Origin of the sequence: Streptomyces sp. NBC_00258 (assembly GCF_036182465.1) — a bacterium.
Classification (GTDB): Bacteria; Actinomycetota; Actinomycetes; order Streptomycetales; family Streptomycetaceae; genus Streptomyces.
In genome coordinates this window covers 7435327-7458369 of sequence record NZ_CP108081.1, presented here as the reverse complement: position 1 = coordinate 7458369, position 23043 = coordinate 7435327, and the positions used below count along the sequence as shown (strand labels likewise).

The 23043-nt window shown below is 70.7% G+C and carries 16 protein-coding genes and 1 other RNA gene; 7 read left to right on the top strand and 10 right to left on the bottom strand.

What is annotated here, in order from left to right:
- Positions 1-58 precede the first annotated feature (58 nt).
- From OG718_RS33225 to OG718_RS33205, 5 genes are read left to right on the top strand one after another with little or no spacing between them, the layout of a single operon-like run.
- The gene (locus OG718_RS33225; protein ID WP_143632713.1) at positions 59-1357 is read left to right on the top strand and encodes an extracellular solute-binding protein; all 1299 of its coding nucleotides are present in this window, start codon (positions 59-61) and stop codon (positions 1355-1357) included.
- A complete protein-coding gene (locus OG718_RS33220) occupies positions 1354-2337 on the top strand; it encodes a carbohydrate ABC transporter permease (RefSeq protein ID WP_143632714.1) in 984 nt (327 codons plus the stop codon). Before OG718_RS33225 ends, OG718_RS33220 begins: the two co-directional genes overlap by 4 nt.
- 53 nt (positions 2338-2390) lie before the next feature.
- The gene (locus tag OG718_RS33215; RefSeq protein ID WP_143633011.1) at positions 2391-3155 is read left to right on the top strand and encodes a carbohydrate ABC transporter permease; all 765 of its coding nucleotides are present in this window, start codon (positions 2391-2393) and stop codon (positions 3153-3155) included.
- Between the two features lie 11 nt (positions 3156-3166).
- Positions 3167-5458 carry an alpha-xylosidase gene (gene yicI / locus OG718_RS33210; protein WP_328845901.1) on the top strand — a complete coding sequence of 764 codons (2292 nt, stop codon included), beginning with the start codon at positions 3167-3169 and terminating at the stop codon, positions 5456-5458.
- A 2-nt stretch (positions 5459-5460) separates the two neighbouring features.
- The gene (locus OG718_RS33205; protein WP_328845900.1) at positions 5461-6468 is read left to right on the top strand and encodes a LacI family DNA-binding transcriptional regulator; all 1008 of its coding nucleotides are present in this window, start codon (positions 5461-5463) and stop codon (positions 6466-6468) included.
- Positions 6469-6582: 114 nt separating this feature from the next.
- Here the strand turns inward: OG718_RS33205 and dacB are convergent, their stop codons facing one another.
- From dacB to ftsE, 6 genes are all read right to left on the bottom strand, one after another.
- Complete coding sequence (gene dacB / locus OG718_RS33200; RefSeq protein WP_443055183.1) at positions 6583-8199, bottom strand: D-alanyl-D-alanine carboxypeptidase/D-alanyl-D-alanine endopeptidase; 1617 nt, start codon at positions 8197-8199, stop codon at positions 6583-6585.
- A gap of 98 nt (positions 8200-8297) precedes the next feature.
- Positions 8298-8685: a transfer-messenger RNA gene (gene ssrA / locus OG718_RS33195) on the bottom strand.
- A 136-nt stretch (positions 8686-8821) separates the two neighbouring features.
- Positions 8822-9355, bottom strand: coding sequence for an SsrA-binding protein SmpB (smpB, locus tag OG718_RS33190; protein ID WP_186001021.1), 534 nt, complete (start codon positions 9353-9355; stop codon positions 8822-8824).
- A gap of 104 nt (positions 9356-9459) precedes the next feature.
- The gene (locus OG718_RS33185; protein WP_143632722.1) at positions 9460-10626 is read right to left on the bottom strand and encodes a S41 family peptidase; all 1167 of its coding nucleotides are present in this window, start codon (positions 10624-10626) and stop codon (positions 9460-9462) included.
- A gap of 67 nt (positions 10627-10693) precedes the next feature.
- A complete protein-coding gene (gene ftsX / locus OG718_RS33180; RefSeq protein ID WP_055615826.1) occupies positions 10694-11611 on the bottom strand; it encodes a permease-like cell division protein FtsX in 918 nt (305 codons plus the stop codon).
- 88 nt (positions 11612-11699) lie between these two features.
- A complete protein-coding gene (gene ftsE / locus OG718_RS33175; protein ID WP_143632723.1) occupies positions 11700-12389 on the bottom strand; it encodes a cell division ATP-binding protein FtsE in 690 nt (229 codons plus the stop codon).
- A 360-nt stretch (positions 12390-12749) separates the two neighbouring features.
- Here ftsE and OG718_RS33170 point away from each other — a divergent pair, with 360 nt between their 5' ends.
- The gene (locus OG718_RS33170) at positions 12750-12944 is read left to right on the top strand and encodes a hypothetical protein (RefSeq protein ID WP_143632725.1); all 195 of its coding nucleotides are present in this window, start codon (positions 12750-12752) and stop codon (positions 12942-12944) included.
- A gap of 144 nt (positions 12945-13088) precedes the next feature.
- Here OG718_RS33170 and OG718_RS33165 read toward each other — a convergent pair whose 3' ends face one another.
- The 4 genes from OG718_RS33165 to OG718_RS33150 form a co-directional block, all read right to left on the bottom strand.
- Complete coding sequence (locus OG718_RS33165) at positions 13089-13688, bottom strand: LPXTG cell wall anchor domain-containing protein (protein WP_328845898.1); 600 nt, start codon at positions 13686-13688, stop codon at positions 13089-13091.
- 304 nt (positions 13689-13992) lie between these two features.
- Entirely contained in the window at positions 13993-15099 is a 1107-nt protein-coding gene (prfB, locus tag OG718_RS33160) for a peptide chain release factor 2 (protein WP_143632729.1), read from the bottom strand.
- 294 nt (positions 15100-15393) lie between these two features.
- A complete protein-coding gene (locus tag OG718_RS33155; protein WP_328845897.1) occupies positions 15394-16638 on the bottom strand; it encodes a serine/threonine-protein kinase in 1245 nt (414 codons plus the stop codon).
- Positions 16639-16819: 181 nt separating this feature from the next.
- Complete coding sequence (locus OG718_RS33150) at positions 16820-18499, bottom strand: serine/threonine-protein kinase (RefSeq protein ID WP_143632733.1); 1680 nt, start codon at positions 18497-18499, stop codon at positions 16820-16822.
- 438 nt (positions 18500-18937) lie between these two features.
- Between OG718_RS33150 and OG718_RS33145 the strand changes: the two genes are divergently transcribed.
- Complete coding sequence (locus OG718_RS33145; RefSeq protein WP_328847878.1) at positions 18938-22771, top strand: FtsK/SpoIIIE domain-containing protein; 3834 nt, start codon at positions 18938-18940, stop codon at positions 22769-22771.
- Positions 22772-23043 lie beyond the last annotated feature (272 nt).

The window sequence follows — 23043 nt, the reverse complement described above, 5'->3', positions numbered from 1 at the left end:
GATTCGATGAACGCTGCGTGATGTCCCGATACCCATCCGACTCCCCCGGAGGCACTGGATGTTGACGGCACGAAGGCGTGTGATGGCCGCGGCCGCGGCGGTGATGAGCACCACCCTGTTACTGGCTTCCTGCGGCGGCGACTCGGACAGCGGGTCCGCCGACGGGAAGACGTTGAAGTTGTGGCACTACGAGGCGCCCAACAGCGCGATGGGCGTGGCCTGGAACGAGGCCATCAAGGAGTTCGAGAAGACCCATCCGGGCGTCGAGGTGAAGTTCGAGGAGAAGGGCTTCGAGCAGATCCAGAAGACGGCCCCGATGGTCCTCAACTCCAATGACGCGCCCGACCTCATGGAGTACAACAAGGGCAACGCGACGGCCGGGCACCTCTCTCAACAGGGGCTTCTCACCGACCTGTCCGCGGAGACCACCAAACGCGGCTGGGACAAGAAGCTCAGCGCCGGCGTGCGGACCACCAGCCAGTACGACGCCAAGGGCGTGATGGGTTCCGGGAAGTGGTACGGGATCCCCAACTACGCCGAGTACACGATGGTGTTCTACAACAAGGACCTCTTCAAGAAGTACGGGATGGCCGAGCCGAAGACGTTCGACGAACTGACCGCCGCCATGGACAGGTTCGTCGACGAGGGCATCACCCCGCTCGCCAACGGGGGCGCCGAGTACGTGGCCCAGCAGTACCTGTACCAGCTGGCCCTGTCGAAGGCCGACCGCTCCTGGGTGGACTCGTACGAGCTCTACAAGGGCAAGCCCGACTTCCACGACGCCGCCTGGACGTACGGCGCCGAGACCTTCGCGGACTGGGTGAAGAAGGGCTACATCAGCGAGAAGTCCACCGGTACGAAGGCGGAGGACGCCGGGGTCTCCTTCATCCAGGGCAAGAGCCCGATCCTGTTCTCCGGCAGCTGGTGGTACGGCCGCTTCGTCGCGGAGAGCAAGGTCGACTGGGGCACCTTCCTGTGGCCGGACTCGAACATGACCCTCGGCTCCGGCGGCAACCTCTGGGTGGTCCCCAAGGGCGCCAAGAACAAGGAACTGGCTTACGACTTCATCGACATCACCATGTCGAAGAAGATCCAGAACCTGCTCGGCAACAACGGCGGGGTCCCGGTGGCCGCCGACCCCGCCGCCATCACGGACCCGCGCTCCAAGGCCCTGATCGCCAACTTCAACACCCTCGCCGAGCGGGACGGTCTGGCCTTCTACCCCGACTGGCCGGTCGCCGGCTTCTACGACGTGCTCGTCTCCGAGACGCAGAAGCTGATCACGGGAAGCGCGAAGCCGGACGCCTACCTGGACGCGGTGGAATCGGCGTACGACAAGGGCGTACAGGCCCCATGACGGTCACCGTCGAACGGGGCGGCCGGGGCAGTCGCGACGGTGATGTTGTCGAAGCGCATCACCGCGCGAAGAAGCCGCGCCGCCCCCGCGACTCGTACGCGCTGTTCCTGCTCCCCGGAGTGCTCGCCTTCTTCGCGATCATCATCGTGCCGTTCCTGATGAACACGGGCGTGAGCTTCACCGAGTGGCAGGGCGTGGGTACGCCGAAGTGGACCGGGCTCACCAACTACCGGGAGCTGATGGACGACTCGGAGTTCTGGGCGTCCTTCCGGCACAGCCTGTTCATGGTCGTGGCGATGGCGGCCGTACCGACCGTCGTCGGGCTCGTGCTGGCCGCCGCCCTCTTCGACTTCGTCGGCAAGCACTTCGGCAGCAGGACGGTCGCCGTGCTGCGGGCCTGCTTCTATCTGCCGCAGGTGCTGCCGATCGCGGTCGCGGGCATCGTGTGGAGCTGGATCCTCGCGCCGGAGAACGGCTCGCTGAACGAGCTGCTGAAGGCCATCGGCCTCGGCAGCCTCCAGCAGGACTGGCTCGGCGACCCCGACCTCGCCCTCTACACCGTCATGGGCGTGATGGTGTGGGTGCAGCTCGGCTTCCCGCTCGTCGTCTTCATGGCGGGCCTGCAACGCGTCGACCCACAGCTGTACGAGGCCGCCGAGCTGGACGGGGCTGGCTGGTGGCGGCGGTTCTGGCACATCACGCTGCCGCAGATCAGGCCCGAGATCTACGTCGTACTCCTGTGGTGCACGATCGCCGCGCTCAAGGTCTTCGGCGCGGTGTACGTGCTCACGAAGGGCGGGCCCGGCGGGGCGACGAACGTGCCCTCCTACTTCTCCTTCACCACGTTCTTCGAGAAGACGCAGGTGGGCTACGGAGCGGCGATCTCCACGGTCCTGACCGTGATCATTCTCGTCCTCGCCCTCGTGGGGCTGAAGCTCCAGACCCGCGCCGAAGACGCCGAGGAAGGGCTCCGAGTGTGACAGCCGCCCGTCGCTATCCCGTGCTCGTCGCCCTGTTCATCGGGGCCCTCTTCATGGTCCTGCCCTTCCTGATCGTCGCCGTCAACGCGGTGAAGTCGCCGGCCGAGTACTCGTCGAACGGCCCGCTCAGCCTTCCCGAGGGCGTCTACCTCGACGGTCTGAAGGACTTCTGGGAGCGCGTCGACTTCGGGCAGAAGCTGGTCAACTCGGTGCTCATCAGCGGGTCGGTGGCCCTGGGCGCCGTCGTCCTGTCGGTCCTCAACGCGTACGCGATCGGCATCGGCCGGATCAGGGGCCGCACCTGGGTGCTCGCCTTCTTCGTGCTCGCGAACATGCTGCCGCAGGAGGCGCTGGTCTACCCGGTCTACTACCTGAGCAAGGAAGCCGGCCTGTACGACACCAGGCTGAGCGTGATCATCGTCTTCGTCGTGATCCAGGCCGCCTTCGGCACGTACCTTCTCGCCTCCGTCCTCGGCCAGTTCCCGCGCGAGATCATCGAGGCCGCCCGGATCGACGGGGCGAACAAGTGGCAGGTGCTGTGGCGGATCGTGGTGCCGGTCAGCCGGCCGACCATCGGCGTGCTCCTGGTCTTCTTCTTCATCTGGACCTGGAACGAGTTCCTGCTCCCCCTGGTCATGCTGATCTCCAACGACAACCAGACCGTGTCGGTGGCGCTCGGCGTCCTCCAGGGCCAGCGCCTGATGGACGCCACCATGACGAACGCGGCCGCGCTCCTCGGCGTCCTGCCCGCCCTCGTCTTCTTCCTCGTCTTCCAGCGGACGCTCACCCGCGGCATCGCCGTGGGCGCGGTCAAGTAAGGGGTGTGCGTGTGAAGTTCACCGACGGCTACTGGATGCTGCGCGAGGGCGTGAGCGCCGCGCATCCGGTCGAGGTCCTCGATGTGACCGCCGGGCAGGGCGCGTTGGCGATCCACGCGCCGACCCAGCCCATCCGCCACCGCGGCGACCTGCTGAAGGGACCGGTCGTGACGATCAGCGCACACGCGCCGATGCCGGACGTCATCGGCGTCACGTTCACGCACTTCGAGGGCGAGGAGCCGCGCGGGCCCCAATTCGAGCTGGGCAAGGAGGAGTTCCAGGCGCACGCCGAGTACGACGAGGAGTCCGCGACCCTCACCGCGGGCGCCCTGTCCGTGCGGGTGAGCCGCACAGGACCCTGGCACGTCGACTTCCTCGCGGACGGCCGCACCCTGACAACCAGCGGCGCCAAGGGCATGGGCATCATGCGGGACGCGGGCACGGGCGGCCACTATCTGCGCGAGCAGCTCAACCTCGGTGTGGGCACCCAGGTCTACGGACTCGGCGAGCGCTTCGGGCCGCTCGTCAAGAACGGCCAGGTCGTCGACATGTGGAACGCCGACGGGGGCACGGCCACGGAACAGGCCTACAAGAACGTGCCGTTCTATCTGACGGACGCGGGCTACGGCGTGTTCGTCGACCATCCGGGCCGGGTGTCGTTCGAGGTCGGTTCGGAGGCGGTGTCCCGGGTCCAGTTCAGCGCCGAGACCCAGCAGTTGACGTACTACGTGATCTACGGCCCGACGCCGAAGGACATCCTCCGCAAGTACACGGCCCTCACCGGCCGTCCGGCGCTGCCGCCCGCCTGGTCGTTCGGGCTGTGGCTGTCGACGTCCTTCACGACGTCGTACGACGAGACGACCGTGACGTCCTTCATCGACGGCATGAAGGAGCGCGAACTCCCACTCTCCGTCTTCCACTTCGACTGCTTCTGGATGCGGGAGTTCAACTGGTGCGACTTCGAGTGGGATCCGCGGGTCTTCCCGGACCCGGAGGGGATGCTGGCCCGCCTGAAGGAGCGCGGGCTGCACATCAGCGTGTGGATCAACCCGTACATCGCGCAGCGCTCACCGCTGTTCGCGGAGGGCAAGGCCCTCGGGCACCTGCTGAAGCGCCCGGACGGCAGCGTCTGGCAGTGGGACCTGTGGCAACCGGGCATGGCACTGGTCGACTTCACCAGTGAGGCCGCCCGCGACTGGTACGCGTCCAAGCTGGAGGCACTGCTCGCGCAGGGCGTCGACTGCTTCAAGACGGACTTCGGGGAGCGGGTCCCGCTCGACGTGGCGTACGCGGACGGCGGCGACCCCGAACGGATGCACAACTACTACACCTACCTCTACAACCGGACCGTCTTCGACGTGCTGCGCAAGCACCGCGGCGAGGCGGAGGCCGTCGTCTTCGCGCGCTCGGCGACCGCCGGCAGCCAGAAGTTCCCCGTGCACTGGGGCGGCGACTGCGAGGCGACCTACGAGTCGATGGCCGAGTCGCTGCGCGGCGGCCTGTCGCTCGGCCTCTCCGGGTTCGGCTACTGGAGCCACGACATCGGCGGCTTCGAGGGCACACCGACGCCGGCCCTGTTCAAACGGTGGCTCGCCTTCGGCATGCTCTCCTCGCACAGCCGGCTGCACGGCAGCTCCTCCTACCGGGTGCCCTGGCTCTTCGACGAGGAGGCCGTGGACGTCCTGCGCCTGTTCACCCGGCTGAAGCTGCGCCTCATGCCGTATCTGTACGAGGCCGCCCGCACCGCGCACGCCGAGGGCGTGCCGATGATGCGCGCGATGCTCCTGGAGTTCCCGGACGACCCCGGGTGCGCGCATCTGGAACGGCAGTACATGCTCGGCCCGGACCTGCTGGTCGCGCCGGTGTTCTCCGACGACGGCGAGGTGTCGTACTACGTGCCCGAGGGCACCTGGACCCACTTCCTGAGCGGCCGGCCGGTGACCGGGCCGCGCTGGGTGCGCGAGACGCACGGCTTCTCCAGCGTGCCGCTCCTCGTCAGGCCGGGCGCGGTGATCCCGGTGGGAGCCGTCGACGACCGGCCCGACTATCCGCACGCGGAGGGGGTGACGCTGCACGCGTACGGGCTCGATCGCGGCGCGCAGGTCACGGTGCCCGTGGACGGCATGACCTTCACCGTCGTACGCGAAGGTGACACACTGCGGGCCTCGTCGAGCGATCCGTCGGCGCCCTGGGCGCTGGCGGCCGGGGAACGGGTGGCACGGGCGAAGGCCGGGACCGGGTTCCTCTCCCTGGAACTGGGCCCCGAGTCCCCTCAGCCGGGACCCGAGCAGGAGCGGGGCTGAGCATGGTGAAGATCACCGACGTGGCACGGCACGCCGGGGTGTCCCCCAGCACCGTCTCGTACGCCCTGAGTGGCAAGCGCCCGATCTCCGAGGAGACCCGGCAGCGCATCGAGGACAGCATCCGCGAGCTGGGCTACCGGCCGCACGCGGGCGCCCGGGCCCTCGCGAGCAGCCGGTCGAACGTGCTGGCTCTGGTGGTGCCGTTACGGACCGGCATCCATGTCCCGGTGGTGATGCAGTTCGCGGTGTCCGTGGTGACGGCCGCGCGCCGGCACGACCACGACGTGCTGCTGCTCACCCAGGAGGAGGGCGAGGACGGGCTGCGCCGGGTCGCGGACACCGCCCTCGTGGACGCGCTGATCGTGATGGACGTCCAACTCCACGACCGGCGGCTGCCGTTGCTGCGCGCCCTGGACCGCCCGTCGGTGCTCATCGGCTTCCCGGCCGAGCCCGCCGGCCTGACCTGCATCGACCTGGACTTCAGGGCGGCGGGCGAGCTGTGCGTCGAGCATCTCGCGGGCCTCGGACACCGAGTGATCGGCCTGGTGGGCTCACCGCCCGAGGTGTACGTACGGGAGACCGGGTTCGCCCAGCGCGTGGTCCAGGGCTTCACGGCCGCGGCCGACCGCAACGGGCTGTCCTCCTCGGTGCACCCGTGCGAGGCGGCACCCGCGGCGGCCCGGCAGGTCGCCGAGCAACTCCTGCGGGAGCGGCCCGCCTTGACGGGTGTCGTGGTGCACAACGAGCCGGTCCTGGAGCCGCTGATCGACGCGTTCGAGGCACTGGGCCTACGGGTCCCGGGGGATCTGTCGGTCACGGCGATCTGCCCGGACGAGGTGGCCGAGCAGACCCGCGTCCCCGTCACCTCGATCGCCATACCGACCGCCGAGGTGGGCACGGGAGCGGTGGAACTGCTGATGAGGAAGCTCGGCGGCGCCACGGCCGTACCGGAGGCCACGCTGCTCTCGCCACGGCTGACGGTACGGGCGAGCACGATGCCGCGGCCCTGACCGTGGACCGTAGGGAGCCCTGGCCGAAGGAGCTGTGACACGAAGGAGCTGTGACGCGCAGGCGGAAGATGAGGCCAGGGCGCCGAAGAGACGCCCTGGCCGCACCTCACTCCCTCAGCACTCCCCCGGCTTGCGCCACGAGCACTCCAGGTCCCCGTTCCGTTCGGCCGCCCGCGCGGCGCCTCCCGGCTTCACCGGTACGGCCTCGTCCGCCGTGGAGCGCGCCAGCGTCACCACGATCGCGTCCTCCAGCGGCTTCACGGAAGAGGCGAGGTAGTTGTTGAGCACGATGCTGTAGACGAGTTCGCGGCCGCCCGCGTCCGTCACGTACCCGGAGAGCGCGGACGCCCCGGTCAACGAGCCGGTCTTGGCACGGGCGTTGAGCGCCGCGGGCGTCCCGCACATCCTGGTCCGCAGTGTTCCGCCCACGAAGCGGTCGGGGCCGCAGGCGACCGGCAGGGACTTGTACCAGTCGGCGTACCAGGGCTCGGCCCGCACCGCGAGCAGCAGCTCGGCGAACTGGCCGGCGGTGAAGTTGTTCATCCGGGAGAGCCCCGACCCGTCGACCTGCCGCAGCTTGCCCGTGTCGACGCCGACGCCCTTCGCGTAGCCGCTGACGGCGGCGAGCCCGGCGCTCCAGGTCCCCTCGCCCGAGACCTTCCGGCCCATGGCCTTGGTGAGGATCTCGGCGTGCATGTTGTTCGACAGCTTCATGAAGGGGATCAGCAGGTCCTTCAGCGGCATGGAGGCGTGTGAGGCCAGCTGCCGTGCCCCCGCGGGCGTGGCGCGCCCGAGCCGTGTCGGCCCGGTCACCTTCACCCCGTGCGCGGCGAGCGCGTCCCGGAAGACGGCGGCCGCGTACCCGGTGGGCTCCCACACACTCACCCACTCCGTGGCGCCGGAGCCGCCCACGGGCGTCGTACCGCTGACCACGATGGTGTTGGTGCCGTGCTCCCGCTCGACGGTGAGGTCGTTCGAGCCGCCCGCGGCGACGGTCGTGGCCCGGACGTCCAGGTCGACGTAGTCCGTCTTGGGCGTGACGGTGACGGTCGGCTCGTCCCCGGCCTCCGTGCCCGGCGCGACCTCCACGATGACGGTCCCCGTGTCGTAGTCGGTGTCGGGCGCGACGCTCAGCGCGCTGATCTGCGCCGAGTAGTACGCGGACTCGTCGTCGGCGGCCCAGGACCGGCCGAGCCGGGCGCTGTCGAAGCGGGTGTCGTCGGCGAGGAGCCGCCCGTCGACGCGGGTGACGCCCGAGCCGGCGAGGTCGGCTGCCAGTTTGTCGTAGTCCTTGGCGAGGGCGGTCGGGTCACCGCTGCCGCGCAGATACAGATCGCCGCGCAGGACGGAGCCCTGTCGCCTGCCGTTCGTCAGGACGTCCGTCGTGAACCTGTGGTCGGGGCCGAGGATCTCCATCGCCGCGGCCGAGGTGGGCAGTTTGGTGTTGGAGGCGGGCATCAGCCGCTCGGTCGGCCGGTGCTGGTACAGCACGTCACCGCTCGCGGCATCGGCGACCACTACGCTCGCCGCCCCGCCCTCCATCCGGCTGTCCCCGAGGATGGTGTCGATGGCCTCAGGCAGTCCGCTCCGGTCGGCGTCCGCCCCGGCCGGCGAACCGGAACCGAGCGCGGCCGCCGCGAGCCCGATCACGACGGGCCAGATCCACCGTTTCGTACGGGAGTTGACGCGCTCCCCAGAACTCTTCGCGGTTCTACTCACGGGTCTACTCATGCCACAGGAGCATCCCGGACGATGCGCCCCGTGGACAGTGGGCAGACACGACAAAGGCCCCACTGCCTGAGCAGCGGGACCTTTGTTTAACATGGGATGAGTGGAGATGGCGGGAATCGAACCCGCGTCCACCGGTGCAGAATCAGGGCTTCTCCGTGTGCAGTTCGCTGCGATTTTCTCGGCCCCGGCGATCACGCGAACAAGTCGCCGACGGGCCCAGTCACTGTTTGATTTCCCATCGAACCCCGTGACCGGGCTCGATGGTTTAGTTCCCTAGATTATGCCAGGGTCCGGGTCGGGAACACCCCCGGGCTGACACCCTTTAGGGTCCCTCACTCACTGCTTATTAGGCAGCGAGGGCGAAGGACTGGGAATCGCTCTTGGAATTGGCGATTATTGGTTGCGACATATGGTTAACGAGATCATTGCCGCTTCCTCGACACGCTTCCCCTGCTTCAACAGCCGCTGTCGAAACCGATCATCCCCATGTTGATTTTTCAAGCCTCTCCGGAACTTCTCCAAGCGAAGAGACGCGCACCCGCTACGAGGTGCAGTGCCATCGTACGTGACCAACGCGCACCCATGCCACCGTATTCCCGGCGGCCCGGCGCCCACCGGCCCGCTACTCGCCCCGCTGCTTCCTCTTGGCAGCCGCGATGGCCCGGTCCGACTCCCGCCGGTCCTGCTTCTCGCGCAGGGTCTGCCGCTTGTCGTACTCCTTCTTGCCCCGGGCGAGCGCGATCTCGGCCTTCGCGCGGCCGTCCTTGAAGTAGAGGGCGAGGGGCACGATCGTGTGACCCGTCTCCTCGGACTTCGACGCCAGCTTGTCGATCTCCTCGCGGTGCAGGAGCAGCTTCCGCTTTCGGCGCACGGTGTGGTTGGTCCACGTGCCCTGGCTGTACTCGGGGATGTGGGCGTTGTGCAGCCACGCCTCGTTCCCGTCGATCTGGACGAAGCCGTCGGTCAGCGAGGCCCGGCCCTGGCGCAGGGACTTCACCTCCGTGCCGGTGAGGACGAGCCCGGCCTCGTAGGTGTCGATGATGGCGTAGTCGTGCCGCGCCTTCTTGTTCTGCGCGACGATCTTCCGCTTGCCGTCCTTGACCTTGCCGGAGGTGCCCCCTCCCTGCTTCGGCTGGGATTCTTTCGGTACGTACATGCCCTTGCTCATAGTGCTGGCCATTTTCGCACTAGAGGGGCCCACGAGGGAAAGCCGATTACGGGAGACGCGAACCGTCGGCCCGGAAAGCCGTGTCCGGTCGGCTACGAGGGGTCGCCGAGCCCGCTCAGTACGGTCTCGGCCCGCTCCAGCGCGCCCTCCTCGGCCTCCAGGTCGGGAGTGATGCCGCGGCCGTCGACCCCGCGGCCGGAGGGGGTGCGGTAGTGCCCGACGGTCAGCTCGGCGACGGAGCCGTCGGGCAGCCGGCTCGGCATCTGGACCGAGCCCTTGCCGAAGGTCCTGGAGCCCACGACGACCGCGCGCCCGCGGTCCTGAAGGCCCCCGGTGAGGAGCTCGGCCGCGCTCATCGTGCCGCCGTCGACGAGCGCGACCAGGGGTCTGGTGGTGTCACCGCCGGGATCGGCGTGCAGGGCGCGCTGGTCGCCGTTCACGTCGTACGTGGCGACGAGGCCGCCGTCGAGGAAGGCGGAGGCGGCGGTGACGGCCTCGGTGACCAGGCCGCCGGAGTTGCCGCGCAGGTCCAGGACGACCCCGGTGCCCGTGGGGGCGTCGGCCACGGCGGTCCGTACGAGGTCTCCGGAGCCCTTGGTGAAGGCGGCGACCTTGATCACGGTGATGCCGCCGGGCAGTTCGCGGACCGTCACGGAGTCGGTGGACAGACGGGCCCGGCGCAGGGTCTCGCGCCACGCGCGCGTGCCGCGCTCAAGGCCGAGAGCGACGGTGGTGCCGGCGCTCGCGTCGGTCGCGTCGCCCCTCAGTAATGAGACGACCTCCGTGACGGGCCTGCCGTCGACCCGGTGGCCGTCGACGCTGCGCAGCCGGTCGCCCTCGCGGATCCCGGCGGCCTGTGCGGGTGAGCCGGACTGCACCCGGGTCACCTCGATGCGTCCGTCGCGCTCGCGCCGGGCCCACAGGCCGACGCCGGTGTACTGGCCGTCGAGGGCTTCCTCGAACTCCTCGTACTCGCCCTGGGAGTAGACCGCGCCCCAGCGGTCGCCGCTGCGGCTGACGGCCCGCTCGGCGGCCTCGACCGGGGACTTGCCGTCGGCCATGGCCTCGGCGGCGGCGTCGGCGACGTCCTCCTGGTGGCCCGCCGGGGCGGACCCGGTGGACGGGGAGGCGCTCCTGCGGGCGGGGGTGTCGAACGAGCCGGTCGCGGCGCCCGCCGCTAGAACGCTCGCGAAGACCAACGTCAGGGCCGCCCCGCGGCCGAAACGGCGGGGCTGACAGAACAGGTCACGGCCTGACATGCCGGTGAGTCTAGGACAACGAGAAGGGCCGTACCGGCGCTTGCCGGTACGGCCCTCTTGGCATGCGTCACACCTTCAGGTACTTGCGCAACGCGAAGAACGCGGCAAGCGCGGGCATCAGCAGACTCGTCGCGAGGATGAGCGGCAGCTTCGTGAGAACGGCGTCCCAGCCGATGAAGTTGATCAGATTCAGCTTCTCCGACAGGGCCAGACCGTGGTCGATGATGAAGTACCGGGCGATCAGCAGGAAGGCACACGCCACCCCGCCGCCGATCAGTCCGGCGACCGCGGCCTCCATGATGAACGGCGCCTGGATGTAGAAGCCGGAGGCGCCCACCAGGCGCATGATCCCGGTCTCACGCCGACGGCTGAAGGCGGAGACGCGCACCGTGTTGACGATCAGCATCAGCGCGACGACGAGCATCATCGCCATCACCGCGCGGGCGGCCCAGTTCATGCCGTTGAGGAGCCCGAAGAGGTTGTCGAGGATGCCCTTCTGGTCCTGCACGGACTGCACGCCGTCACGGCCGTCGAAGGCGGTCGCGATGACCTGGTACTTCTCCGGGTCCTTCAGCTTGATGCGGAAGGACTCCTGCATCTGGTCCGGGGTGAGCGAGGCGGCGAGCGGGGAGTCGCCGAACTGCTCCTTGTAGTGCTTGTACGCCTGGTCGCTGGACTCGTGCGAGACGGTCTCGACGACGGACATCTTGTCGAGGTCGGTCTCGATCTGCTTCTTCTGCTCGGTGGTGACCGCTCCCTTGGCGCAGTTGGGGTCGGACTCCGCGTCGCTCTTGTTGCAGAGGAAGATCGAGACGTTGACCTTGTCGTACCAGTAGCCCTTCATCGTGTTCACCTGGTCGCTCATCAGGAGCGAACCGCCGAACAGGGCGAGGGACAGGGCGACCGAGACGACGACCGCGAAGGTCATCGTCAGATTGCGGCGGAGACCGACACCGATCTCCGACAGAACGAACTGGGCGCGCATGGCGTCTTCTCAGGCCTTTCCGTGGCGGATCCGTGGGGAGTCCTCCCCCTGCTCTGCGGTGACGCCGAGAGCGTGAGGGAGGTCGCGGTCAGTGCTGGTAGCCGTACACGCCGCGCGCCTGGTCGCGGACTAGTCGGCCCTTCTCCAGCTCGATGACGCGCTTGCGCATCTGGTCCACGATGTTCTGGTCGTGCGTCGCCATCAGGACGGTCGTGCCCGTCCGGTTGATCCGGTCGAGCAGCTTCATGATGCCGACGGAGGTCTGCGGGTCGAGGTTTCCGGTGGGCTCGTCCGCGATCAGCAGCTTGGGCCGGTTGACGAACGCTCTCGCGATCGCCACCCGCTGCTGCTCACCGCCGGACAGCTCACCGGGCATCCGGTCCTCCTTGCCGCCGAGCCCGACGAGGTCGAGCACCTGCGGCACGGACTTGCGGATCTCGCCGCGCGACTTGCCGATGACCTCCTGCGCGAAGGCCACGTTCTCGGCGACCGTCTTGTTCGGCAGGAGGCGGAAGTCCTGGAACACCGTCCCGAGCTGGCGGCGCATCTGCGGCACCTTCCAGTTGGAGATGCGCGCGAGGTCCTTGCCCAGGACGTGCACCTGGCCGTGGCTGGTCCGCTCCTCGCGGAGGATCAGCCGCAGGAAGGTGGACTTTCCGGAGCCGGAGGACCCCACCAGGAACACGAACTCGCCTCGCTCGACCTCCAGGGAAACGTCCCTCAGAGCGGGGTGGGTCTGCTTTGGGTAGACCTTGGACACGTTGTCGAATCGGATCACGGATGCACCACAGGCCGTCGGGGATATCGGGGTTAGATGAGCGTGACCATACGCGACCCGGGTACACGCGCGCAGTCGCCGGGAGAGGTTGCGCAAGGGTTGTGCGCTTTTGTGCGGGGCAACCTCAGAGAGGGGACGGGGCCGGGACGCGCCCGGTAAGGGGCGCGGGGAACTGCGCGACAAGCCCCCACCCGCCCGCAGCCGCGAAACGACCCCCGAGCCACCCCTCAGGAGGGCCCCCTGCCCAGTCCCCGCACGAGAACCCGCGCACCCTCCGGAGGAACCTGGCACAGTGGAGGGGGAACGTATCCGTTCCCGAGAGCGTTGTGTACGTGGAACCGGTGCAAGGAGGGCGAGCGCATGACGTACGACCGGCTGGTGTGCGCGAACTGTGCCGCGCCCGTGAACGAAGGCCGCTGCCCCGTCTGCCGCGCGAACCGTGCGCGGCTGCAGCAGGAGGGCCCTTTCGGAGGCGGCCTCAACCCCATGACGCTGATCGCACTGCTCGCCGTCCTGATCGCGGCAGTGGCCCTGCTGGCCCACCAGACCGCGTAGGACGCGCGCGAGGCACGAGCGGGCACGCATGAGGCACGGCCGCAGCGGACAAGACGCAGACAAGGCATGAAGAAGGGCCCGGAGCTTCAGGCTCCGGGCCCTTCTCACGCTCACGCACTCACGTGCGTACGCCTATGAAATCCGTCAGGCAGCAGCGCCGCGGCCGTTCATGAGGCGGGGCAGCATACGGAAGCCGATGCCGCCGGCGATCATCGTGGCGGCGCCGATCAGCAGGTACGTGATGTTCTCGGCGGCGCCGGTCTCGGCCAGCTCGCCGCCGGTGCCCTGGGCGGAGGTGTCCGAACCGGTGTCGGTCAGGCTCTCCTTGCCCGCGCCCTGCTCGACCGGCTGGGAGCCGCCGTCGGGGTCGGTGTCGTTGCCGCCGGTGCTGCCGCCGTTGCCGTTGCCCGGGTCGCTCGGCCCGTCGGTGGGCTCGTCGGTCGGCTCCTCCGTGGGCTCGGTGGGCTCCTCCGTGGGCTCCTCGGTGGGAGGGTCGGTCGGGTCCGTCGGAATAACCGTCGGCTCCTCGGTGGGCGGCTCCTCGGTGGGAGGGTCGGTCGGGTCCTCGACACCGATGCCGACCTCGACACCGTCCTTGTCGGCGCTGGCGCCGACGTTCAGACCGCCCACCTCGACGCCGACGTCGAGAGCCGAGGCGGCACCGGCGGCGGTCAGCGAGGCACCGGCGGCGATCACCGTGCCGGCGGCTATCCGCGCGATCCGGATGCGCGTCTTCTTGGTCATCTGGTTGCTACCCCCAGTAGCTCATTGTCAATGGTGCAGCGCCCGGGGCCGCGACGTCGGGGAAAGCTCGGTGGAGCCCCCGGTTCACATGCGCCCCAGAGATACGCATGCCGCGCGTTAGCCTTCCCACTTTTCAATGCAACGTCAAGGTCGTTGCGACCGCGATGTCCAGATCAAGCTCATTTGACCGGCACAGCGACATGTGAGTGTGATGTAAAACCCAGACATCGGCCTACACAAAGGGCAACTGCCGTCCGATGGATGGCAGTTGCCCTGTCGACAAAGCGACGCCTACAAATGTCGCCTACTTCTCCTGCTGCTTGCGCCAGCGAATTCCGGCCTCCAGGAACCCGTCGATCTCGCCATTGAAAACGGCCTCGGGGTTTCCGACTTCGAACTCCGTGCGCAGATCCTTGACCATTTGGTACGGGTGCAGGACGTACGAACGCATCTGGTTGCCCCAGGAGTTGCCGCCGTCGCCCTTGAGGGCGTCCATCTTGGCCTGCTCCTCCTGCCGGCGCCGGTCGAGGAGCTTCGCCTGCAGCACGTTCATCGCGGACGCCTTGTTCTGGATCTGCGACCGCTCGTTCTGGCAGGAGACGACGATTCCGGTGGGGAGGTGGGTGAGTCGCACCGCGGAGTCGGTCGTGTTGACGCCCTGGCCGCCGGGCCCGGACGAGCGGTACACGTCCACGCGGAGCTCGGACTCGTCGATCTCGATGTGATCGGTCTGCTCGACGACGGGCAGCACCTCCACACCCGCGAACGACGTCTGGCGCCGCCCCTGGTTGTCGAAGGGCGAGATCCGCACCAGCCGGTGCGTGCCCTGCTCCACCGACAGCGTCCCGTACGCGTACGGGATCTGGATGGCGAAGGTGGTCGACTTGATGCCGGCCTCTTCCGCGTACGAGGTCTCGTAGACCTCCGTCTTGTATCCGTGCTGCTCGGCCCAGCGCAGGTACATGCGCTGCAGCTTCTCGGCGAAGTCGGCGGCGTCCACGCCACCGGCTTCCGCGCGGATGTTGACGAGGGCCTCGCGGGAGTCGTACTCCCCGGAGAGCAGGGTGCGGACCTCCATCTCGTCCAGCGCCTTCTTGACGGCGATGAGCTCGGTCTCGGCCTCGGCGCGGGTGTCCGGGTCGTCCTCCTCCTCGGCCATCTCGAAGAGGACGCTGAGATCATCGATACGCCCGCGGAGCGCTTCGGTCTTGCGCACCTCCGCCTGGAGGTGGCTCAGCTTGCTGGTGATCTTCTGCGCCTCGTCCGGGTCGTCCCACAGGGACGGCGCCGCCGCCTGCTCCTCGAGCACGGCGATGTCTGCCCTCAGCTTGTCGAGGTCCAGGACGGCCTCGATCGACTCCATGGTCGAGGAGAGGGACTTGAGCTCTTCGGATACATCGACGACTGCCACGCCTCCAGCGTAACGGCTCCACGAAGTGGCTCCGCCGGTGGAACGGGGGGCTTGTGTTTGCGGGGCTCGGTTTGTCGTCTGCGGGCCCGGTGGGGGCTGGTCGCGCAGTTCCCCGCGCCCCTAAAAGCGGGGCTGCGCCCCTGGCTTTTTGTCTTTAGGGACGCGGGGAACTGCGCGCTCAGCCCGAACCAACCCGCACCCGACACCCCACGCCAACCCCCACCCACCCCAGGGGCGCGGGGAACTGCGCGACCAGCCCCCGCCGGGCCGCACCCTACAAACAACAGCCGCCCGTCAGGGCGAAGCCGGCGCCGACGTCTCCGTCTCGGACGGCGTCGCACCCGCGTCGTCCCCCGAGGTGGCGAGCCACGCGCCCACCCCCACCGCGGCGACGAGCGCCACCCCCGCCGCCCCCAGCGTGATCCGCCGGCGCCGGGCCGCGGCGGCCCGATGGCGGGCGGACCCAGGCCGGGGCGCCCCGGCGGCACGCGGAGCGCGGGCCGTGCCGCGGGCGCCGCCCGCGAGCTCGTCGGGCCCCGGCACCCTCATCGACGTATGCGTGTCACGGTTCGAGTCCGGCTTGGCCCCGGGCACGAGGGGAACGGCCCCGCGCCGGACCCGCTCGCGCGGAGCCTCCGGCTCGGCCGGCCCCTCGTCGTACCCGCCGCCCCCGTCCTCGTCGCCCTCCGGCTCGTCCACGTCCAGCGGCGGCATCCCCGCCAGGAGCGGCAACTGCTCCCGCAGCCGCTCACCCAGCTCGGACGCCCGCAGGCGGGACGCGGGCGCCTTCGCCAGACACTGCACGAGCAGCTGCCACAGCTCCTCGGGAATCCCGGGCAGCGGGACGACGGTCTCGGTGACGTGCCGCCGCAGGACCGCCCCCGGGTGTCCCCCGCCGAACGGCGTGAACCCGGCGAGGAGTTCGTACAGCACGGTCGCCAGCGCGTAGATGTCGACGGCCGCCCGCGGGGGCAGCCCCTCGATGATCTCGGGCGCCAGGTAGTCCGGCGTACCGATGATCTTCGTCGCCCGGGTCCGCCGCGGTGAGTCGATGAGCTTGGCGACTCCGAAGTCGGTGAGCAGCGCGGGGTGCGAGCCGCCGGGTCCGAGGGGCCCCTGCATGTCGAGCAGCACGTTCTCCGGCTTGACGTCCCGGTGCACGACCCCCGCCGCGTGCGCCGCGGCGAGGCCGTCCGCGACGTCGGCCACGATGGCGACGGCCGACTCGGGCGCGAGCCGCCGTTCCCGGTCGAGCCGGGTCCGCAGATCCGTACCGCGGACGAGGTCCATGACCAGGGCGAGGTCGTTGCCGTCGACCACGAGGTCGCGTACGGAGACGACGTGCGGGTCGTCGAGGCCCAGCAGGGCCGTCCGCTCCTGCACGAAACGGCCCACGAGCTCCTGGTCGGACGCGAGGTCCTCGCGCAGCAGCTTGATGGCGACGGGGCCCTCGGGCCCCTCGCCGAGCCACACCGTGCCGGCGCTGCCCCGCCCCAGAATCTGGTTGGCGGTGTACCGGCTGCCGATCTTCCGTACCAAGACTGCTCCTACGGGCGCGTGTTGCCGATAAAGCTACGCGCCCAGAGCGCCAACCTCCGCTTCGGCGACAGAAATCACCCCCCAGGTGTCGACAAATCCCCAGAACCGCACCGCGGTTCCGGGGATTTGAAGGGGCAATGCTCTGAAATTCCTGAAAAGGCTTACTGGCACCTAAAAAGACTTACTTCCCGGAACCGTTGTCCAGTTCCTTGACCCAGCCGGAGACCGTGCCGACCCAGTCCGTCAGCTGGTCCCAGTAGCTCTTGGACGTGCCGATCCAGCCCTGGAGCGGGCTGAACTCCCAGATCGCCCACCCGGCCAGGAACAGGATGACGACCGTGAACAGACATCCCTTGAGACAGCCGAGCCCGGGGATCTTCATCGGGTTGGAGCTGCGCTGCCGGGGCTCGCGCGGCGGCCGCGGCGCGGGCTGCTGAGGCTGCTGGGGCGGAGCGTGCCGCTGCTGCGGCTGCTGAGGCTGATGCTGGGGCGCGTACCCCTGGGGCTGCTGTCCCTGCTGCGGATAGCCGTACCCCGGCTGGTTCTGGGGCGGTCGCTGCCCGCGCCGCTGGGGCTGCTGGGGCCTCTGCGGCGGCGGTGGCTGCTGCTGGGGCCTCGCCACCTGGCGCTGCGGGCGCCGTCGCAGCGGGTCCGCGTTCGGGTCGAGGTACGGCTGCACCTGCGTCGGCTCGTTGCGGTCGCGGGCCGCTCGCAGCTGGTTCTGCCAGGGGTGCGGGTCCTCGGGCCCGGCCCCGGGCTGGCCTGGCGGCACCGGCGGCATCACGGCCGTCGGGTCGGCCGCGCCACGGTTGGGCAGAACGGCGGTGGGGTCGGCGGCGCCGGTGTGCGGCAGGACGCTGGTCGCGCCGTTCGGGTCGTACGAGCCGGCACCCTGCGGAAGCACCTGGGTGGGGTCGGCGGCACCGAAGTCGCCGGGTACGGCGGCGGGCGCCAGGTCCGGGGCGAGCAGGACACCCACGGCCTCGGCGGCGGCGATCTGCGCGGAGTTCGCGTGCACGCCGATGCCCTCGGCGACCGTACGCAGACCGCGGGCGAGGTTCTCGGCGCTGGGCCGCTCGTCGGGGTTCTTGCGCAGGCAGCGCTCTATGACGGTCCACAGCGGGTCGGGGACCGTGGAGGGCCGGCGCGGCTCGGCGCTCAGGTGCTGGTGCAGGACCTCCAGGGCCGATCCGCCGCCGAACGGAGGACGGCCGGTGACCAGCTCGTACAGCATGATTCCGGCGCCGTAGATGTCGACGGCGGAGGTCTGCGGGCGGCCCTCGGCCGACTCGGGCGCGACGTAGGCGGGCGTGCCGACGAACTCGTGGGTGCGGGTCAGGCCCGGGGAGTCGGCGAGGCGGGCGATGCCGAAGTCCGTCAGCATCGGGTGCATCTGGCCGCCGTCCTGCTTGAGCAGGACGTTCGCGGGCTTGAGGTCGCGGTGCACGACGCCGTCGGCATGGCTGGCGGCGAGCGCGTCGGCCACCTGGGCGGTGAGGAGCGCGGCGGCGACCGGCGAGAACGGGCCGTTCTGGCGCAGGTAGTGATGGAGGTCCGGGCCCTCGATCAGGTCCATGACCAGGGCCAGCAGATCGCCCTCGACCACGAGGTCCCGTACGCGAACGATGTTCGGGTGGGTCAGGCGGAGCAGCACGGAGCGCTCGCGCAGGAACCGCATCACGATGTCCGCGTCGTTGGCGAGCTCCTCCTTGAGGACCTTGATCGCCACCGTTTCACCCGGCTGACCGGGTACTGCCGCCTCGGCGCCCGCTGTCTCCCTCTGGCGGGCGCGCCAGACGGTGCCTGTGGCGCCGCGCCCAAGCGGCTCCTCAAGGAGGTACTTGCTCCCTACCGGCCGCACGTCATGCGCTCCCTGCTGCTTGCCTGACTGATCCGTCCACCCTGCTACGGATGGTTCCGACCCACTGTAGTGCCGTCGAACGTGGCACCGGGCTGTCGTCCCGCTGCGGTTTCCCTCGCCCCGCCTGCCCATGCATTACGTATGGCGCTCCTGTATGTGTTCGATGAAAAGACGCTCGGTTTGGGTGGTTTGGTTGCCGCATCTTGACGTGACCGATCTCAAGCGGACATCGGTCGGGCATTGGTCAGGCACTTTTGCGGGCAGAGCCGACCAATCAAGATCACTTGCCGGTGGAGGACGGGCGTGTTGTCAGTGGCAGGTGCGAGGATGCTTTCCGTACTGGCCGACGTGCCCGTGTGCGGTGGGGGGAATCTGCGGTGGGGGATCGCGGAGCAGCCTCGTCGCGGGCGCCCGCGACAGAAGGGACCGCTGACGGCGATGCAGATCCGGCTGACCGTCGTAGACCCGCTGGGGACGCGCCCCGAGGGACGCCCCGCGTCCTGCGACGTGCTGGTGACAGCACCCGCCGGGACCGCGCTCGCGGCGGTGGCCTCGGGCCTCGCCTCGGCGGTCGGGGGCGAGGGCGCCGGGGTGCTGTACGCGGGAGCGGAGCGGCTCGACGCGCAGCGCTGCACGCTGGGTGAGCCACCTCTCATGGACGGCGCCGTGCTGTCCCTGGGCGCCCCCGCGGAGCCCGGTCCCGACCTCGACCCCGCCGCGGCACAGCTGCGCGTGGTGGCCGGACCCGACGCCGGAGGTGTCCATTTCCTGCACGGCGGCCGGATCGACATCGGCCGCTCCGCCGACGCCGACGTGCCGCTGGACGACCCGGACGTCTCCCGCCTCCACTGCGCCGTGACGGTCGCGGCCGACGGCCGCGTCTCGGTGGCGGACCTGGGCTCCACGAACGGCACGACGCTGGACGGCCGACGCGTGAGCGAGCGCCAGGTGCGGTTCGCTCCCGGGGCACTCCTCCGGGTGGGCGAGTCGGCCCTGCGCCTGGCCCCGCCGGGCGAACCGGCCGTCGTGCGGGAGACCGCGCCGGACGGCGAGGGACATGTCCGGGTCGTGACGGCACCGGCGCCTCCCGAGCGGGAACAGCCGACGGCCACGTCCGGTCGTACGGAACAGCAGGCGCCGGCCCCCGGTGAGGCGGCCGGAGCGGCGAAGGTGCCCCACGCGCGCGACGGGGGCGACCGGAGTGACGGGGGTTATGACGGCGCCCCGGAGGCGTCCCGTTCCCAGGTCGCGCCGCCGACCGCCGAGACGCATCACGGGTACGGCACCGCCGGGTGGGGCTCCGCCGAGGGCGGGCGCTCCCACCGGACCGCGCCCTCTCCCCAGGGCCACACGCCCGCGGACCCGACCGTCGTGCCCGGGCAGGGCAGGGCGCCGCGGATCGAGAGCACGGACTCCGGGGCGCCTTCGGCGGCGGCCCCCGAGGAGAACCCGGACGCACCCGCCCCCGGTGAGGGCGGCCGAAAAGGCACTCCCCTCCGGGGGACACCCATGCCGGGCGGTGTGCGCAAGCGCGGCGGACTCTCCGCATGGGCCCGGCGGCTGACCGGCGGCCGGAGCGACGAGCCGGACGCGGAGCACGACGAGACGTACGACGGCGCGTACGACGACGGGTACGAGACACCGGCCGCCGAGGAGCCCGTCGTCGCTGGCGCGTCCGCTCCCGAGCGGTGGCCCGATCCCGCCGCGCTGCTGCTGGCCGCGCTCGGACCGGGGCCGCGGCTGTGGGAGCGCGGCCCGGGACACCCGGAGACGCTCACGGTGCGGCTCGGCACGGCGGACCGGAGCGCGCCCGACGGCTCCGGGCTGCTGCCCTCGGTGCCGGTGACCGCGGGCCTGCGGGAGGTCGGGGCGCTGGGCCTGGCCGGGCCGCGCGGCCGCCTCTCGGGACTCGCCCGCGCGGTGGTCGCCCAGCTCGCCGCGCTGCACTCGCCCGACGCCCTGGAAATCACCCTGATCAGCACGGACCGCTCGCGTTCCGTGGAGGAGCGCACCGCCGAGTGGTCCTGGCTCGGCTGGCTCCCCCATCTCCGTCCCACCCACGGCCAGGACTGCCGTCTCCTCCTCGCCTACGACCGCGAACAGGCGACGGCGCGTACGGAGGAGCTGGTCCGCCGCCTCGAGGACCAGCTGGCGGAAATGGGCCGGGCCTCCGGATCCACCGGCGGAGCGCTTCGCCTCGGTGACGGCTCACCGGACGACAGCGGGGCCTTCGCGGCCGTACGCCGGTCCGGCGGCGGCGAGCGACGCGATCCCGGCGGTGAGCGGGGCCATGAGGGCGGCACGAGCGGCGGCCGTCCCCGGTCCTCCGCACCCTCGTCGCCCTTCTCCTCCTCCGACGGCCCGGCCAGGCCGAGGCACCCGTCCGACGGCGACCCGGCCCGCGCCGGTGAGCGCACCGGTTCCGGTTCCCCGGCGCCCGACGGGACCACCGGTCCGGGGCTGCCCCGCGCCCACCCCACCGCACGCGACAGCAACATCACCCACCTGGGGCTCCCCCGCAGCGGTACGCAGACCAGTGACGCGGCCGCCCGAGGGCGGGCCAGGCGGCCCTCCTGGGCGCGGTCCGACGATCCGGCCGAGACCGAGTGGCCGGGCCCCCACACCGTCGTCGTGGTGGACGGGGATCCCGGGTCGGCCGGTGTGCGGGAGGCCGTGTCGCGGCTCGCGGCCGAGGGGCCCCAGGCCGGGATCCACGTCATCTGTCTCGTCGAGACGCCGGCCGCGTCGCCCGCCTCACCGGTGACGGACACGTACGAGGCGGCCTGCGCGGCCTCGCCCGCCTTCCGGGAGTGCGGTGCCGTCGCACTGCTCAGCGGGGACGTGGCGACGGCGCTGCGGCTGCTGCGCGTGGCGCACGGCAAGCAGGCGGGCGGCTCCTCCGCCACCACACAGGGCGGCCCTGTGGGCCATGGCACGGTCGCCGCCGTGGACGCCGTGTCCATGGCCTGGGCCGAGCGGTTCGCCCGGGCGCTGGCGCCGCTCCGCGCGGACGGTGTGGCGGGCGAACGGCACACCCGCGTGTCCGCGCCGCTGCCCCAAGCCGCCCGGCTCCTTGACGAGCTGGGCCTGGCGAGGGCCACCCCGGCGTCGCTGATGGCGCGATGGGCGGACGCGGCCGACGACCCGGAGGCGCTCGGCGGCCGGGCCACGGCCGTGCTCGGCGCCGGTCCTCGCGGGCCCGTCTGCGCGGACCTCGCGGTCGAGGGCCCGCATCTGCTGGTCGAGGGCCCCTCGGGCAGCGGGCGTACGGAACTGCTGCGTTCGGTGGCAGCCTCGCTCGCCGCCGCGGAGCGGCCCGACCGGCTCGGCATCGTCCTCATCGACGGCCGGGACGGCACGGGCAGCGGTGGCGCGGCCACGCGCGGGGACGGGCTCCAGGTGTGTACGGACCTGCCTCACGTCACGACGCATCTGGGCGCCCACGATCCCGTACGGATGCGGGAGTTCGCCCAGTCCCTGGCCGCCGAGCTGAAGCGGCGGGCCGAACTGCTCGGCCGGCTCGACTTCGCCGAGTGGCATGCCCTTCAGGACCGACAGGACAGGCAGGCCCGACAGGACCGGCAGGGGGCGTCGGGGCGTGTCGTCGCCCAGCGCTCGGCGGGTTCGGCAGCTTCAGCGGCGGCCAGGCAGACGGGCGGGTCCGGCAGCGGCGGTGGTGCGGGTGACCTCGACGCGCCCTCCAGCTCCACCCTCCGGCTGCGCCCCGCCGCGGCCCGGCCCCGGCCGGACTCAGGGCCTCCGCTCCCCCGGCTCGTCGTGATCGTCGACGACCTGGACGCGCTGCTCTCGCCCGCGCTGGGCTCCCCCGGGCGACCGGCCGCCGGTTCGGTCGTGCGGGCGCTGGAAGCCGTGGCGCGGGACGGGGAGCGGCTCGGGGTGCATCTGGTGGCGGCGACCGCGGGCGGGGAGCGGACGGACGAGACGGAGCTGGCTCGGCGGGTGACGCTTCGGGTTGTCCTCGAAGCGGCGGTGGCCGGGCCGGAGGAGCCCTCGCCCGGGCGGGGGCGGCTCGGCGGGCCGGCCGGTCGGTCGACGCCGTTCCAGGGGGGCAGGGTCACGGGCCGTATTCCTCGTACGGCGACGCTGCGTCCCACGGTCGTGCCCTTGGAGTGGGCCCGTATGGGCGATCCGCCCGCGCGCCGGCCCGTCCGCGAGCTGGGCAACGGGCCCACGGACCTGGCCCTCCTGGCCAGCGCCCTGGAGCGTGCCGCCCGCTCGGTCTCGGCGACGGAGGTGCCGTCGCTTCTTTAGCGCCGGGTTCGTCCGGGCTTTTTTCGCCCCCGCCGCCCCTACCCTCCCCCACTCTCGGCTTCGCTCGAGCGGGGGGACCCCCATCGTCCCTGACTCAGGGGCTCCGCCCCCGAACCCCCAAAAGACTGCGCAGTTCCCCGCGCCCCCAGGTTTTCAGGGGCGCGGGGAACTGCGCGATCAGCCACAGCCGGACCCGCACCCGACAACGCACCCCCACGGGGTCCGGGGCGTGGCCCCAAGTCCCCACGTCACGACGCGGTTACGATCACGGC

Bases quoted from the DNA above. Each gene is read 5' to 3' on its own strand.
- OG718_RS33225 (WP_143632713.1), top strand. From the start codon at position 59: ATGTTGACGGCACGAAGGCGTGTGATGGCCGCGGCCGCGGCGGTGATG.
- OG718_RS33220 (WP_143632714.1), top strand. From the start codon at position 1,354: ATGACGGTCACCGTCGAACGGGGCGGCCGGGGCAGTCGCGACGGTGAT.
- OG718_RS33215 (WP_143633011.1), top strand. From the start codon at position 2,391: ATGGTCCTGCCCTTCCTGATCGTCGCCGTCAACGCGGTGAAGTCGCCG.
- OG718_RS33205 (WP_328845900.1), top strand. From the start codon at position 5,461: ATGGTGAAGATCACCGACGTGGCACGGCACGCCGGGGTGTCCCCCAGC.
- dacB (WP_443055183.1), bottom strand. From the start codon at position 8,199: ATGAGTAGACCCGTGAGTAGAACCGCGAAGAGTTCTGGGGAGCGCGTC.
- smpB (WP_186001021.1), bottom strand. From the start codon at position 9,355: ATGTACGTACCGAAAGAATCCCAGCCGAAGCAGGGAGGGGGCACCTCC.
- OG718_RS33185 (WP_143632722.1), bottom strand. From the start codon at position 10,626: ATGTCAGGCCGTGACCTGTTCTGTCAGCCCCGCCGTTTCGGCCGCGGG.
- ftsX (WP_055615826.1), bottom strand. From the start codon at position 11,611: ATGCGCGCCCAGTTCGTTCTGTCGGAGATCGGTGTCGGTCTCCGCCGC.
- OG718_RS33170 (WP_143632725.1), top strand. From the start codon at position 12,750: ATGACGTACGACCGGCTGGTGTGCGCGAACTGTGCCGCGCCCGTGAAC.
- OG718_RS33165 (WP_328845898.1), bottom strand. From the start codon at position 13,688: ATGACCAAGAAGACGCGCATCCGGATCGCGCGGATAGCCGCCGGCACG.
- OG718_RS33145 (WP_328847878.1), top strand. From the start codon at position 18,938: ATGCAGATCCGGCTGACCGTCGTAGACCCGCTGGGGACGCGCCCCGAG.